Here is a 14,081-nt window from a genome sequence, read left to right on the forward strand (position 1 = left end):
ATGGCTTCCGATCTCGCCCGTACTCTCGCCGCCGCCGTCCGTGGTGAGGTCCGCTTCGACACCGCGGAGCGGGCCGTGTACGGGCAGGACGCGTCCAACTACCGGCAGGTGCCGCGTGGGGTGGTGAAGCCGGCCGATGCGGACGATGTGCGGGCGGCGCTCGCGGTGTGCCGGGAGTACGGGGTGCCGGTGGTGGCGCGCGGGTCGGGGACGAGCATCGGGGGGCAGGCGATCGGGCCTGGCGCCGTGGTGCTGGACTTTCGGCGGCATCTCGGCAAGGTGCTGGCGGTCGATCCGGAGTCCCGCACCGCGCGGGTCGAACCGGGCACGGTACTGGACGAACTCCAGCGCGCGGCAAGGCCGTTCGGGCTGCGGTTCGGGCCGGATCCGTCCACCCACAGCCGGTGCACGCTGGGCGGGATGATCGGCAACGACGCCTGTGGCTCGCACTCGCTGGCCTGGGGCCGCACCTCCGACAATCTGCACAGCCTGGACCTGCTGCTCGCCGACGGCACCGAACTGACCGTCACCGGCCCGCTGCCACCGGCCGCACGGGCCGCCCTGGCCTCCGCGCCGGGCCGACTCGGCCGTCTGCACCGGGAGTTGCAGGCCCTGGCCGCCGACAATCTGGCGCTGCTGCGCCGCGCCATGCCGGTGCTGCCGCGTCGCGGTTCGGGCTATCCGCTGGACGCGCTGCTCCCGGAGCGCGGCTTCGACCTGGTGCGGGCCGTCACCGGCACCGAGGGGACGTGCGCCCTGCTGCTCGGCGCCACCGTCCGGCTGGTGCCCGAACCGCCGTACCGCGCACTGGTGGTGGCGGGTTACCGGGACGAGACGGCCGCCGCCGACGCGGTGCCCGCGCTGCTGCCGCTCGAACCGTTGACCTGCGAGGGCATGGCCGCCGACCTGGTCGCCGCGCTGCTCGCGGCGGGGCCGCGCCCGCCGGTGCTGGACCGGCTGCCCGACGGTGCGTGCTGGCTGTTCCTGGAGACGGGCGGCGCCACGGCCGCCGAGGCCGCCGACCGGGCGCGTCAACTCGCCGACGCCGTACGGCGGGAGCGCACCGCGACGGTCGCGCTGGTCACCGACCCGGCCGAGCAGCGTGCGCTGTGGTCGATCCGGGAGGCCGGCGCCGGCATCGTCACCCGCCTGCCTCCGGGGCCGGACGGCCGACCGGGTGGCGCGGCGTGGCCGGGCTGGGAGGATTCGGCCGTCCCGGTCGAGCAACTCGGCTCCTACCTCCGGCAGTTGCGGGCCCTGCTGAAGCGTCACGGGCTGCGCGGGGTGCCGTACGGGCATTTCGGCGAGGGCTGCGTGCACCTGCGCCTGGACTTCCCCGTGCGTGAACGGCCGCAGGTGATGCGGGAGTTCCTCACCGAGGCGGCGGATCTGGTGGTGGCGCACGGTGGTTCACTCTCCGGCGAGCACGGCGACGGGCAGGCCCGGGCCGAGCTGCTGCCGCGGATGTTCCCGCCGCAGGTGATCGACCTGTTCGCCCGGTTCAAGCAGATCTGGGACCCGGACGGCCTGCTCAACCCCGGCCTGCTGGTCGACCCGCGCCCGCTGGACGCCGATCTGCGCTTCCCCGGACGGGAATTGCCGCTGACCCTGGCGTATCCGCTGGACGCCGGCAGTCTGCTGAACGCCGTCCACCGCTGCGTCGGCGTCGGAAAGTGCGTGGACACCAACAGCGGGGTGATGTGCCCGAGTTACATGGTGACGGGAGAGGAACGGCACTCCACCCGGGGCCGGGCCCGGCTGCTCGGCGAGATGCTGCGCGGCGAACTGGTCACCGACGGCTGGCGCTCGCCGGAGGTCCGGGAGGCGCTCGATCTCTGCCTGGGCTGCAAGGGCTGCGCGAGCGACTGCCCGGTGCAGGTGGACATGGCCACCTACCGGTCCGAATTCCTGTACCACCACTACCGGTTCAGGCCCCGCCCGGCCGCCCACTACTCGTTCGGCCTGCTGCCGCTGTGGCTCCGCCTGGCCCATCTCGCGCCGCGCGCCGCGAACGCCGCCCTGCGCGGCCGGTTCAGCGGCGCCCTGCTCAAGCGCCTCGGCGGCATCGACCCCCGGCGCTCGCTCCCCGCCCTCCCGGAGCGCCGTTTCTCCTCCTGGTTCCGCAGCTACCGCGCCGCCCACCCGGCCGACCCGGCGGCGTCGGCGGTGCTGCTGTGGCCCGACTCGATGTCCGAACTCCTGGACCCCGCACCGGCGATGGCCGCCGTCCAGGTGCTGGAGCGGCTCGGCTTCCGGGTGCAGCTTCCGACCGGGCCGGTGTGCTGCGGGCTCACGCTGATCGCCAGCGGCCAACTCGGCGCGGCGCGCCGGGTGATCCGCCGCTCCCAGCGCCAACTGCCGCCCGGCCTCCCAGTGGTGGGCCTGGAGCCGTCCTGCACCGCCACCCTGCGCGGCGACTGGCCGAAACTCCTCGACGGCCCCGAACTCCCGTCCCGGGTCCGCACCTTGGCCGAGTTCCTGGACGAAAACGAGGTGGCCCTGCCGCGGCTGGGCGGTACGGCGATGACCCAGGTGCACTGCCACCAGCACGCCGTCCTGGGCACCGACGCCGACCGGCGCATCACGGCCGAGCTCGGCCTGACGAACCGTCAACTCGACGCCGGCTGCTGCGGATTGGCCGGGGCTTTCGGTTTCGAGCGCGGCCACTACGAGGTGTCGGTGGCCGCCGCCGAACGCGCCCTGCTGCCCGCCGTCCGCGCCGCCGAGCCCGGCACGCTGCTGCTCGCGGACGGCCTCAGCTGCCGCACCCAGCTCACCCAACTGGAGCCGTCCGCCCGGCCGTTGCACCTCGCCGAAGTCCTGCTCCGCGCGCTCGAGCAGACCCGGCGGAACGAGTAGCCCCCGTCAGCCCTCCCGCCCGACCGCCACCATCGCCGCGTCGTCCATCAGCCGTCCCCCGACGTAGGCCAGCAGGTCACGGCGGAGGCGGTCGAGGAAGTCCGTGGGTGTGATGGGCTCCGGGGCGAGGTGGGCGGCGCGGGCGGGCAGGGGGTAGAAGACGGCCTCGTGGTTGCGGGCCTCGGTGACGCCGTCGGTGTAGAGCAGCAGGGTGCTGCCGGGCGGGAAGGCGAACTCCTCGGTGCGGCGGTCGGCGGGGGCGAGGTCGCCCATGCCCAGCGGGGGGCCGCTCCGGTGCAGCGGGAGCAGGTGGGCGTGGCCGGGGGTGAGCAGCAGGGGCGGCGGGTGTCCGCAGTCGGCGAGCCGGATCACGGGGCGGTCGTCGGGCAGGTCGAGCACGAGCGCGGTGGCGAAGTTCTCCCGGACGTCGTGGCCGGCGTCGGCGACCTCGGCGAGATGGCGCTGGTAGGAGGTCTCCAGCGCGTCGGCCAGCTGTGCCGGGTCCTGGTGCAGGTGAGCGAGCTCGCGGAAGGCGCCGAGCAGTGCGGCGGCGTCGCCGACGGCGTCGAGTCCTTTGCCGCGGACGTCGCCGATCAGCAGGCGGGTGGCGTGCGGGGTGCGGACGGCCGCGTACAGGTCGCCGCCGACGTTCGCTTCGTCGTCGGCGGCGAGGTACCGGGTGGCGATCCGCAGCGGTCCGGCCTGTTCGGGCAGCGGGCGCATCAGGACGCGCTGGACGGCGTCGGAGACGGTACGGACCCGGGTGAGTTCGCGTCCGTGGCGTTCGCGGGCCCGGCGGAAGGCGACGACGACGACGGTGACCAGGGCGAGCGCGCCGATCTGGGCCTGGTGGTTGGCGGTGAACAGGCCGCCGTGAAAGGCGGCGATGAGGATCAGGGCGATCAGTGCGAGCGCGCCGATCAGGGCGGTCATCCGGGTGCCAGCGAACGAGGCGGTGATGGCGGGGGCGACCACCAGCAGCGGGCCGAGGTGGATGTTCGGGGAGATCGAGATGTCGATGACGGAGATCAGCACGATCAGGCTGATCGGCAGCAGCACCAGCAGGTGTTCGGCGCGCCACTCGCTCCGCAGTTCCGCCAGACTCCGCCGCCGCACTCCCACCCCACCACCATGCCTCGCCGCGGGGTTGCCCACGACCGGTGGACACTCCGCGTCCGGGGTATGGCGCCGCGTCACCGGCAGCTCCTACGATCACGCCATGACGACCCCGCCGAAGGCTGCCGAAGCCGGTAAGAACCCCTTGGAGCCCGCCGAGGGCGACCTGATCCTCGCCGAGCGATTCGCACCGTGGGTGCGGGCCCTGGGGCTCTCCGTGGTGGAGACGGGGACGCGGCACGCGGTGCTGCGGCTGCCGTGGTCCGACCAGTTGGCCCGGGACGGCGGCGGGCTGTCGGGGCAGGCGATGATGGCGGCGGCCGACACGGCGACGGTCGTCGCGGTGTCCTCGGCGCTGGGCGGGTTCGCTCCGATGACCACCGTCCAGCAGTCGATCACCTTCCAGCGTGCGGCGCGTGACACCGATCTGCTGGTCACGGCGCGGCTGACCAAGCTGGGCCGCCGGATCGCGTTCGCCGAGATCACCCTCACCACGCCGGACGCCCCGGACGACCCGGTCGCGCACGCCACCACGGTCTACGCGTTCCCGGGCTGAACCACCTCGCCCCGGAAGATCAAGTACGTGCACACCCCTGTTCCTGCGGGTGTACCGAGCAGTAGCCTCCTCGGATCCGTCTGATCGCGATCATTCGCCCTGGAGGCTCCATGCGCCCGATCCCCCGCCGCCGCGCGCTCGTTGCGGCCGCGCTCGCCGCTCTGACCCTCACCGGCGCGGCGGCCGTTCCCGCTTCGGCGGCGCCGGGCGGGCAGCACGCCACGGCGTACTACCTGGCGATCGGCGACTCGCTGGCGGCCGGCTACCAGTCCACGCCGACCGGCGGCCACATCGTGGGCCGCGGCTACGCCCAGGACCTGGCGCGGACGCTGGGTGAGCGGGCGGCGGACGACCACCGCCCGTTCGAGTTCACCGACCTGGGCTGCCCGGGCGAGACCACCGGCACCATGGCAAACGGCGGCTGCCCGTACCCGCACTCCTTCGGCGGCTCCCAACTGGAGGCTGCGGTCGCCTACTTGAAGGCGCACTGGAAGGACGAGGTGCTGGTGACGATCGACATCGGCGCCAACGACGTGCAGCGCTGCGCGGCCGGTGGCTCGCTCGACCTGCCCTGCGCGATGAACGGCATCGAGCAGGTCCGAACCGGCCTGGACCAAATCCTTGGCGAGCTCCAGCAGGCGGCCGGCCCGCACACCCGGATCGTCGGCATGAACCTGTACGACCCGTTCCTGGCCGCCTGGATGACGGGCGACAAGGGCAAGGAGATGGCCACCGCCTCGGTGCCGCTCGCCAACGCGCTCAACTCGGTGATCGAGACGGTGGACGCGCGCCACCGCGTCCCGACCGCCGACGTGGCGGGGGCGTTCTCCACCACCTCGTTCGCGCCGCTGGTGCCGCTGGGCAACCAGCAGGTGCCGCTGAACGTGGCCCGGGTCATGCAGTGGACCAACATGGCGCGCGGCGACATCCACGCCAACGACGCGGGCTACCAGGTGATCGCGGACGCCTTCGTCGCCAAGTTGCCGAAGCAGTACATGCACTGACACCCCGCCACCCCGCCGCACCACCCGGTGTGGCGGGGTTTCGCCCTACCGGTTCTCAGTGGGAGGTGACGGCGGTGACGGCCGTGACGAACTCCGCCACCCGCTCCTGCGGCAGGTGCCGGGCGATGTCGGCTTCGCTGATCATGCCGACGAGTTTGTGGTCGGGGTGGTTGATCACCGGCAGCCGGCGCACCCGGTGGTCCTCCATCACCGACAGCACCAACTCCGCGTCCTCGTCCTCCTCGATCACCATCGGGCGGCCGAGGGCGAGTTCGAGGCACTTGACGGTGCCGGGGTCGCGTCCGTCGGCGACGCACCTGAGCACGATGTCCCGGTCGGTGACGATGCCCAGCAGTTTCTGGTTCTCGTCGCAGATCGGCAGCGCGCCGACGCCGCGTTCGCGCATCATCCGGGCGGCGTCGCCGAGGGTCTGCTCACCGGTGACGCACGCCGCTCCCGGGTGCATGATCTCTTTCGCGGTGGTCATGGCCGGACCTCCCGAGCTGGTTGTGTCCACTGGCCGTCTTCCATGCTGGCCCCGCCACCGGACCGCCCGCCACCGCTGAGGCCCCGACCGTCCGTCCGGCGGGTCACGCCGCGTGCCGCGGGGCGACGTCCAACGGGCGCTCCGGACGGCCCACTTCGGCGGCCGCCGCGACCTGCGGCAGCTCCAGCTGCTCGACGTCCGGATCCGGCTCCAGCGTCCCCTCGGCCTCGTTCTCGGCGAGTTGCGCCGCGACCTCGGTGGCCTCGACGGCCTGCGCGGTGTTGCGTTCGGTGGAGCTCTCCAGGAAGCGCAGCAGCTCCACCGGGAACGGCAGCACCAGCGTGGAGTTCTTCTCCGCGGCGACCTCCACCACGGTCTGCAGCAGCCGCAGTTGCAGCGCGGCCGGGGTCGCGGACATCACCTTCGCGGCCTCCGACAGGCGCGCGGACGCCTGGTACTCGCCGTCGGCGGTGATGATCCGGGCCCGCCGCTCCCGGTCCGCCTCGGCCTGCCGGGCCATCGAGCGCTTCATCGACTCGGGCAGGGCGACGTCCTTGATCTCCACCCGGTCGATCTGGATGCCCCAGCCCAGCGCCGGGCTGTCCAGCATCAGCTCCAGGCCCTGGTTGATCGGCTCGCGGTTGGCCAGCAGGTCGTCGAGCTCGCTCTTGCCGATGATCGACCGCAGCGAGGTCTGTGCGACCTGCGACATCGCGAAGTTGTAGTCCTGCACGTTGACGATCGCCTTCACCGGGTCGACCACCTTGAAATACACCACCGCATCCACCCGGACGGTCACGTTGTCCCGGGTGATGCCCTCCTGCGCCGGGATGGGCATGGTGATGATCTGCACGTTCACCCGGCGCAGCCGGTCCGCGATCGGCATGATCCGCACCAGCCCCGGCGTCCTGATCTCGTCCCGCACCCGCCCGAACCGGAACACCACGCCGAGCTGGTACTGCTGCACCATGCGCACACTCAGCCCGGCCAGCACCGCCAACAGCACCAGCACCGCAATCAACGCGTCAACCACGATCATCGCCGTCACCTCGACCCGTACGGCACGCAGACTCGTATCTCTACGCTACTCCGCCCCCGCCCCCACCGGCCGGGCCGCGCGAGACCCAACGGGAAAACGCTTTCCCGTTGCCTCGCCGTCCCGCCTGTCACGGTCTGCGCGCCCCTAGGATCGGCGCCATGGAACTGCCCTCCGAACCGTCCTCCGCCCTGCCCTCCGAACTGGTCGGACGTGTCCACGGGCTGGCCGAACTGGACGAGTTGGTGGTCGGCTGCCGGGCCTGCCCGCGCCTGGTCGAGTGGCGGGAGGAGGCGGCCCGGGTGAAGCGCCGCGCGTTCCAGGACCAGGACTACTGGGCGCGACCGATCCCGGGCTTCGGACCGACCGACGCCCGCCTGATCCTGGTCGGCCTCGCCCCCGCCGCGCACGGCGGCAACCGAACGGGCCGGATCTTCACCGGCGACCCTTCGGGCGACCTGCTGTACGCCTCCCTGCACCGACTCGGCCTGGCCTCCCAGCCGCACTCCACCTGGCGGGACGACGGCCTCGAACTGTTCGGCGTCCGCATCACCGACCCGGTCCGCTGCGCCCCTCCCGAGAACAAGCCCACCAACACCGAACGCGACACCTGCCGCCCCTGGATCGTCCGCGAGTTCGAGTACCTCCGCCCCACCGTCCGCGCCGTGGTCGCCCTCGGCGGCTTCGCCTGGCAGGCCGTCCTCCCCGCCCTCGCCGCCGCCGGCTGGCAAGTCCCCCGCCCCCGCCCGCAGTTCACCCACGGCGCCCACGCGATCCTCCCCGCCACCGACGACGGCCCGCCCCTCCACCTCTACGGCTGCTTCCACGTCAGCCCCCGCAACACCTACACCGGCCGCCTCACCCCCACCATGGTCGACGACCTCCTCCGCACCGCCGCGACCACCGCGGGCCTGAACCCGACCGCGCCGTAGGTCCGTTGTGCGATCCGGTCAGAGGGGCGGAATCCGCTCGGGGACGAGTCCGGCCTGGCGGAGGAGTCCGTAGAGGTCGGTCTCGCCCCAGAACTCCACGATCCGCCCGTCCCGGAGCCGGTAGGACTTGACGCCCGTCATGGTGAGGTCCCGGCCGCTGCGGTCGTGGGTGTAGGTGAGTGTGAAGGCCACGGTGACGCGGTCGCCGGCCGCGAAGAGATCGTCCACCTGGACGCGGCAGTTGGACAGGCCCGGGGTCAGCACCGATCCCTCGGGGTAGTGCCGCCCCTGACCGTGCAGCCCCGCGCCGTGAACGAGCACGTCCTCGGCGACGAGCTCCTCGAACTCGGCGACCTGCTTCGTCTCGAAGACCCGGAGGTAGCGGCGGACGACCTCGACGTTGCGCTTGCTGACAGCTTCGGACATGGCACCGACCGTACCCAGCAGCCGACCCGGCCCGCCAGTGCCCCCAACTCGCCGCCCTGTGCGGCCGATCCGCGCACCACCCGGCCGATCGCCGTACGACACGCGTCGGGCCGGGTCGCGAATACCACGCTCAGCCACCGAGCGTCTCCACCCGGGTGGTGACGGTCCGCGGGCCGGCCGCGTACGGCAGCTCCAGATCGACGGTCGTGCGGCACACCTGGTGGCGGTTCACCCGCCCCAGCACCGTCGGTTCGGAGCGCACCGCGACGATCGGCAGCCTCCGCTCCGCCCCGCCCGCCTGCGCGATCCGCCGCACCTGCCGCCCGTCGGCCTCGTCCGGCCCGTTCGCCTGGGCGAGCGCGGCAACGGAGGCGAGCACCAGGCCGACGCCGAGCAGCCCTGCCAGCAGCCGCGACGGCGTCGACTTGCTCAGGTCGGCCCGCCGCCGGTCGAGCACGGCGGCCACCAGCCAGGCCAGCGCGCACAGCACCGCGACCAGGGTGGGCAGCACCCGCTCCGCCGTCGGCGAACCCGCGACCTTCAGCAGCGCGTCCTTCAGCTCGGCGCCGTTCGCCGCTCCGCCGTCCCGGCCCGCTGCCCGGACGGCAGCAGCGCCACCGCCACCCCCGTGCCCGGCCGCGAACACGCTGCCCAGCACCGCCGCCCACCCGGCCACCCGGGTCCGTCCGCGCGCCATCGCCCCTCCCCCGCCCACGCGTTGCGTGCGCTGAACCACGGCCGGACACCGTGATCGAGCGACCGCGATCGCCCGCCGCATATCGCTTGATCGGGGGGAGAGCGGCCCCCAGAATGCAACGGACGGATCGCCTGAGGAGGCAGAGTGCGGCTGGGTACGGTGGCGTTGACCGGCGCGGCGGGGAACATCGGAACCGTTGCGCGCAAGGCACTTCGGGACGAGGCCGAGCGGCTGATCCTGCTCGACCGGGTGCCGCTACGGCCGGAGGCTCCCAACGAGGAGGCGCGCACCGTCGATCTGCGCGACGCGGCCGCCGTGGAGGCGGCACTCGCCGGCGCCGATCAGGTGCTCCACCTGGGCGGCGTGCCGGACGAAGCGCCGCTGCCGGAACTGCTCGACGTGAACGTGCTCGGCACCCACAACGTCCTGGAGGCGGCGCGCCGTACCGGCATCGACCGGGTGGTACTGGCCAGCAGCAACCGCGTCACCGGCTTCCACCCGGTCGGCCACCACACCGACCCGGAGGATCCCGTCCGGCCCGACGGCCTGTACGGCGTGAGCAAGGCGGCCATCGAGGCCCTCGGGCGGCTCTACGCCGACAAGTTCGGCCTGTCGGTGATCTGCCTGCGCATCGGCAGCTTCGAACCGGCCCCCACCGAGCCCCGCCACCTGGCGACCTGGCTCAGCCCCCGCGACGCGATCGGTTTTGTGCGGGCCGCGCTGACCGCCCCTCCCACCGTCCGCTTCGCCACCGCGTACGCCGTCTCCGCCAACACCCGCCGCTTCTGGCAGCTCCCCGACCCGGCGGTACTCGACTACGCCCCCGTCGACGACGCCGAACTCCACGCCCCAGCCATCCCCGGCGCCGACCACCCCGCCGACCCCACCGCTCCCCAGGCCGGCCCGTACGCCCTCCCCGAGTTCACCCTCCGCCACCTCGCGCCCTGACCGCCAAACACCCCCGTCACCGCATCCGCTTCGGCCGCCGCCCCGCCCGCTCCCACACCCCCGGCAACAACTCCCGCGCGAACACCGCCTCCCCCACCTGCCGCCCGAACAACACCCCATACCCAAAACCCCCGTCCGACAGCCCCCGCACCGCCCCACAGGCAACGAACCGCCGCCCCTCCACCCCCTCCACCTCACCAAACACCCCCATCACCGAATCCGCTTCGGCCGCCGCCCCGCCCTCTCCCACACCCCCGGCAACAACTCCCGCGCGAACACCGCCTCCCCCACCTGCCGCCCGAACAACACCCCGTACCCAAAACCCCCGTCCGACAGCCCCCGCACCGCCCCGCGGGCGACGATCGCGTCCTGGTGGCGGCCCAGCACGTCCTGCAGGGCCTTCATCCGGCGGGTGAAGCTGCGGGCCGGGCGGCCGGCGGTCTCGCCGGCGTAGCGGGCGCGCTTCGCAGCCTTGCGGGCGTCGTGCAGGGCGTGTTCGCGGGCCGGGCCGTCGGGGGTGTGTTCGGCGGTGGCGAGGCGTTCGGCGGTGCGGCGGTGTTCGCGGCGCAGGATGCGGGTGAGTTCCGGCCCGGCGGGCCGTGTCGCGCGGGCGTTGAGCGGGGGGTCGTCGGCGAGTGCGGTGAGGGCGTCGAGCAGTTCGCGGAAGGCTTGGCTGTCGAGTGCGGCGAGGACGGCGGCGCGGCCTTCGCGGGCCTCCCGGCTGCTCCAGGTGGTGAGTTCGGCGAGGACGCGTTCGCGGTCGCCGCCGTCGGGGAGTTCGCGGGCCTGGGTGAGGAGGCGTTCGCCGAGCACTTCGGCATCGCGGGCCCGGCCGAGGTTCCGACCGAGCTCGCGCAGTTCGCTCTCCAGGCCGGTGTGGTCGCCGGCCAGGTGGCGGCGGTGGGTACGCAGGGCGCTGCGCAGGCGGCGGGCGGCGACGCGCATCTGGTGGACGGCGTCGGGCCGGTCGGCGCGGACGTCGGGCTCGAGGGCGACCAGTTTCGCGGTCTGCTCGCGCAGGCGTGCAGTGAGAACGTCCCCCGCGCTGCCGTCGATCCGGTGTGCCACGTTCGCCACGTCCTTCCGTGCCGCCAGGGCACGTCCTTCCGTGCCTGCCAAGGGTAGGCCGGTGGCGGCGGGTTCGCGCGGGCACCGCGCTGCGACGGTGCCGCGGGCCGGGGCGGCGGGCTCAGCGCCTCAAGGCCGTGCACCGGCCAGTGAGTCGAGGTGGCTGCGGAGAACGGCGCAGAGCTCGTCCGGGCCGACCAGGAGGGGGTGCTGGACGGCTTGGAGGGTGAGGCCGTCGAGGAGGGCGGAGAGGCGGCGGGTCTCCACGGCGAGGTCGAGGCCGGGGGCGAGGGCGCCGGTGCGGCGGGTCTCGAGCAGGACGCGGTGGATGAGTTCGTCCAGGCCGGACTGCATCGTGGCGAGGCGGCCGCGCAGTTCGGGGCGGGTGCGGGCGGCGGTGACGAAGGACAGCCAGACGGCGGACTCTTCGCGGCGCACGGTGTCCAACGGGAGTGTCTCGGCGAGGAGTTGCAGTGTCAGCTCGCGCCGGTCGCCGGTCGCGGCGGGGTCGAGCAGGGCGGCCGCGTGGGTGCGGATGCGGGCTTCGATGCGACGGGCCAACTCCCCCATCGCGAAGATCATCAGCTCCGAACTGCCGGCGAAGTAGTGCCGGACCGAGCCGATCGCGAGTCCGGCCTCGTCGGCGACGTTGCGCAGCGAGGCGTGTTCAAGGCCTTCCCGGGCGGCGACGCGCAGTACGGCATCGGCGACGGCCTGGCGGCGCTCCTCGGGGTCCACGATCTTCGGCATGTTGCCGTTATAGCACGGGCGAGCTAAATTGCGTTTTGGCACAGTCGAGCTAAAAAGATTTCGGGGGAGCGGAACGATGCACGGATGGATGAGCGCGGTCCTGATCGCGGCGGTGGTCGTCGCGGTGGCGGTCCGGCGGCTGCGCGGCGAACCGCTCAACGCGCGGGACCTGTTCGGACCGCCGGTGGTCCTCACAGCGCTCGGCGCGTGGTCGCTCTGGCAGCACCACGACCTGCACCACGACCTGCGCCACGGCCTCGGCGCGGTCGACTGGGCCTGGATCGCGGCGGGCCTCGTGCTCAGCCTCGCGACGGGCGCGCTGCGCGGCGCGACCGTCCGGGTCGAGGCGCGCCAGGGCGTGCTCTGGCAGCGCTGGACCGGCTGGACGTTCCTGGTCGCCGCGGGCTCGCTGGCGGTGATGGCCGGGTTCTCGTTCCTCGCCGAGCACAGCGGGCTGCCCGCCGACGCCCGCCCGACCCAACTGTCCATCGGCATCGGCTTCCTGGGCGAGGCCCTGACCGTCGGCCTGCGCGGCCTCACCTCCGGCATCCCGTTCGCACCGGAACGCCGCGGCCCGTCCGCACTGCTCGGCCTCGACCGCACCCGCCAGCAGCGCCCCTGACGCCCCGTCAACCTGACGCACAACACCCCACCCCACGAACCCACGTTCGTCATGCCCCGCCACGCCCGCCGCCCGACCGGTCCGGCAGGCGACGGGCCGCCGGGCGCGGTCCGCCGCCGACCGGGGCTGCCTACCGTGGAGGGATGCCGCACTCGCCGCAGCGCTCATCGCAGCACCCGTCGCAGCCCCCGACCTACTCCGCCGCCGTCGCGCCGGGCGCCCTGCCGCTGCTCGGCCACGGGCACCGGCTGCTGCGCGGGTCGGCGGGGTACCTGTCCTCGCTGCACCGGCACGGCGACCTGGTGGCGATGCGGCTGGGGCCGACGACCGTTCAAGTCCCGTGCCACCCTGAGCTGTTGAACCAGGTGCTGGCCGACCACCGGCTGTTCGACAAGGGCGGTGCGTTCTACGACCGGGCCCGCGACGTGGCGGGCAACGGCCTGGTCACCTGCCCGTACCGCGACCACCAGCACCAGCGCCGACTGGTCCAATCCGCCTTCCGGCGCCCGCAGTTGACCAGGTACGCGCAGGTCATGCAGGCCGAGATCGAGTTCGCCACCGGCGGGTGGCAGCCGGGCAAGGTGATCGACGCCTTCCCCACCTTCCACGGGATCGCGCTGCGCACCCTGGGCCGCACACTCTGCGCGACGGCGATCGACGCGGAGCTGGCGCGCAGCGTGGAGCGGGCGTTCGACACCGTGCTGAACGGGGTGTTCCGGCAGATGCTACTGCCCACGCCGGTGCGCGAGCTGCCACTGCCCGGCAACCTGCGCTACCGCCGGGCGCTGAACCAACTGCACGACGCCACCCGGCAGTTGATCGCCACCTACCGCGCGCCCCTCCCCCAGCCCGACCTCACCGCGCCCGACCCCACCGGCACCGGCACCGGCACCGGCACCGAGCCCGACCTGCTGGCCTCGCTGCTCGCCGCCCGCGGCGAGGACGGGGCGCGGCTCTCCGACGCCGAGGTGCACGACCAGGTGATCACCCTGCTCGCGGCCGGCACCGAGACCGTCGCGGCCACCCTCACCTGGGCGCTGTGGCGGCTGTCCCAGCACCCGGCGGCGGCCGAGCAGGTGCGGGCGGAGCTGGCGGAGGTGCTGCCGGACGGCCGCGCCCCGGGGTGGGCGGACCTGCCGCGGCTGGGCGCCGTCGACCGGGTGGTGTCGGAGACGCTGCGCCTGCACCCGCCGGGCTGGCTGTTCACCCGGGTGACCACCGCGCCCACCGAGTTGGCGGGCCGCACGCTCCGGACGGGGACGACGCTGGTGTTCTCCCCCGCGGCGGTGGCCCGGCACCCGGCCGCGTACCGCGCGCCGGCCCAGTTCGACCCGGACCGCTGGCGGCCCGAACGGGTCACCCCAGCCGCCAGGCGGGCCTTCCTGCCGTTCGGGTCGGGCGCCCGCAAGTGCGTGGGCGACCTGTTCGCCCGCACCGAGTGCGTCCTCGTGCTGGCCACCCTGCTCTCCCGCCGGCGCCTCGTCCCGGAGCCGGACGCCGACCTGCGTCCCGTCCCGCTGGCCACCGTGCTGCGCCCGCGCCGCCTGCACCTGCGGATCGCGGCGCACTGACGAGTAGGA

Annotated in this window: 14 protein-coding genes; 7 read left to right on the forward strand and 7 right to left on the reverse strand. The window is 73.6% G+C overall.

Going from position 1 to position 14,081, the window contains the following annotated elements:
* Window positions 1–2,859 (forward strand): FAD-binding and (Fe-S)-binding domain-containing protein, encoded by a 2,859-nt coding sequence (locus ACFYS8_RS32255; RefSeq protein ID WP_387647891.1) that lies wholly within the window; start codon window positions 1–3, stop codon window positions 2,857–2,859.
* A 6-nt stretch (window positions 2,860–2,865) separates the two neighbouring features.
* Here ACFYS8_RS32255 and ACFYS8_RS32260 read toward each other — a convergent pair whose 3' ends face one another.
* Complete coding sequence (locus ACFYS8_RS32260; protein WP_387647894.1) at window positions 2,866–3,981, reverse strand: PP2C family protein-serine/threonine phosphatase; 1,116 nt, start codon at window positions 3,979–3,981, stop codon at window positions 2,866–2,868.
* A 97-nt stretch (window positions 3,982–4,078) separates the two neighbouring features.
* Between ACFYS8_RS32260 and ACFYS8_RS32265 the strand changes: the two genes are divergently transcribed.
* Window positions 4,079–4,531, forward strand: coding sequence for a PaaI family thioesterase (locus ACFYS8_RS32265; RefSeq protein WP_387647897.1), 453 nt, complete (start codon window positions 4,079–4,081; stop codon window positions 4,529–4,531).
* Window positions 4,532–4,641: 110 nt separating this feature from the next.
* Complete coding sequence (locus tag ACFYS8_RS32270; protein WP_387647900.1) at window positions 4,642–5,535, forward strand: SGNH/GDSL hydrolase family protein; 894 nt, start codon at window positions 4,642–4,644, stop codon at window positions 5,533–5,535.
* A gap of 55 nt (window positions 5,536–5,590) precedes the next feature.
* Here ACFYS8_RS32270 and ACFYS8_RS32275 read toward each other — a convergent pair whose 3' ends face one another.
* Window positions 5,591–6,022 (reverse strand): CBS domain-containing protein, encoded by a 432-nt coding sequence (locus tag ACFYS8_RS32275; RefSeq protein WP_387647901.1) that lies wholly within the window; start codon window positions 6,020–6,022, stop codon window positions 5,591–5,593.
* Between the two features lie 103 nt (window positions 6,023–6,125).
* On the reverse strand, window positions 6,126–7,061 hold the full coding sequence (locus ACFYS8_RS32280; protein ID WP_387647904.1) for a slipin family protein: 936 nt from the start codon (window positions 7,059–7,061) through the stop codon (window positions 6,126–6,128).
* Window positions 7,062–7,219: 158 nt separating this feature from the next.
* Here ACFYS8_RS32280 and ACFYS8_RS32285 point away from each other — a divergent pair, with 158 nt between their 5' ends.
* Window positions 7,220–7,990, forward strand: a complete 771-nt coding sequence (locus tag ACFYS8_RS32285) for a uracil-DNA glycosylase (protein WP_387647906.1) — start codon at window positions 7,220–7,222, stop codon at window positions 7,988–7,990.
* Between the two features lie 18 nt (window positions 7,991–8,008).
* On the opposite strand, the gene ACFYS8_RS32290 is transcribed toward ACFYS8_RS32285, so the two are convergent.
* Together ACFYS8_RS32290 and ACFYS8_RS32295 are read right to left on the reverse strand one after the other, a co-directional pair.
* A complete protein-coding gene (locus ACFYS8_RS32290; RefSeq protein ID WP_387647909.1) occupies window positions 8,009–8,416 on the reverse strand; it encodes an ester cyclase in 408 nt (135 codons plus the stop codon).
* A 130-nt stretch (window positions 8,417–8,546) separates the two neighbouring features.
* On the reverse strand, window positions 8,547–9,113 hold the full coding sequence (locus tag ACFYS8_RS32295) for a hypothetical protein (protein ID WP_387647912.1): 567 nt from the start codon (window positions 9,111–9,113) through the stop codon (window positions 8,547–8,549).
* Window positions 9,114–9,257: 144 nt separating this feature from the next.
* Here ACFYS8_RS32295 and ACFYS8_RS32300 point away from each other — a divergent pair, with 144 nt between their 5' ends.
* A complete protein-coding gene (locus tag ACFYS8_RS32300; RefSeq protein WP_387647914.1) occupies window positions 9,258–10,061 on the forward strand; it encodes an NAD-dependent epimerase/dehydratase family protein in 804 nt (267 codons plus the stop codon).
* Window positions 10,062–10,271: 210 nt separating this feature from the next.
* Here the strand turns inward: ACFYS8_RS32300 and ACFYS8_RS32305 are convergent, their stop codons facing one another.
* Together ACFYS8_RS32305 and ACFYS8_RS32310 are read right to left on the reverse strand one after the other, a co-directional pair.
* Window positions 10,272–11,129, reverse strand: a complete 858-nt coding sequence (locus tag ACFYS8_RS32305) for a CHAD domain-containing protein (RefSeq protein WP_387647917.1) — start codon at window positions 11,127–11,129, stop codon at window positions 10,272–10,274.
* 129 nt (window positions 11,130–11,258) lie between these two features.
* On the reverse strand, window positions 11,259–11,879 hold the full coding sequence (locus ACFYS8_RS32310; protein WP_387647920.1) for a TetR/AcrR family transcriptional regulator: 621 nt from the start codon (window positions 11,877–11,879) through the stop codon (window positions 11,259–11,261).
* Between the two features lie 88 nt (window positions 11,880–11,967).
* Here ACFYS8_RS32310 and ACFYS8_RS32315 point away from each other — a divergent pair, with 88 nt between their 5' ends.
* A complete protein-coding gene (locus ACFYS8_RS32315; RefSeq protein WP_387647923.1) occupies window positions 11,968–12,501 on the forward strand; it encodes a DUF1453 domain-containing protein in 534 nt (177 codons plus the stop codon).
* A 143-nt stretch (window positions 12,502–12,644) separates the two neighbouring features.
* Complete coding sequence (locus tag ACFYS8_RS32320) at window positions 12,645–14,072, forward strand: cytochrome P450 (RefSeq protein ID WP_387647926.1); 1,428 nt, start codon at window positions 12,645–12,647, stop codon at window positions 14,070–14,072.
* Window positions 14,073–14,081: the final 9 nt, after the last annotated feature.

The organism is Kitasatospora sp. NPDC004615 (genome assembly GCF_042873545.1).
Lineage (GTDB): Bacteria > Actinomycetota > Actinomycetes > Streptomycetales > Streptomycetaceae > Kitasatospora.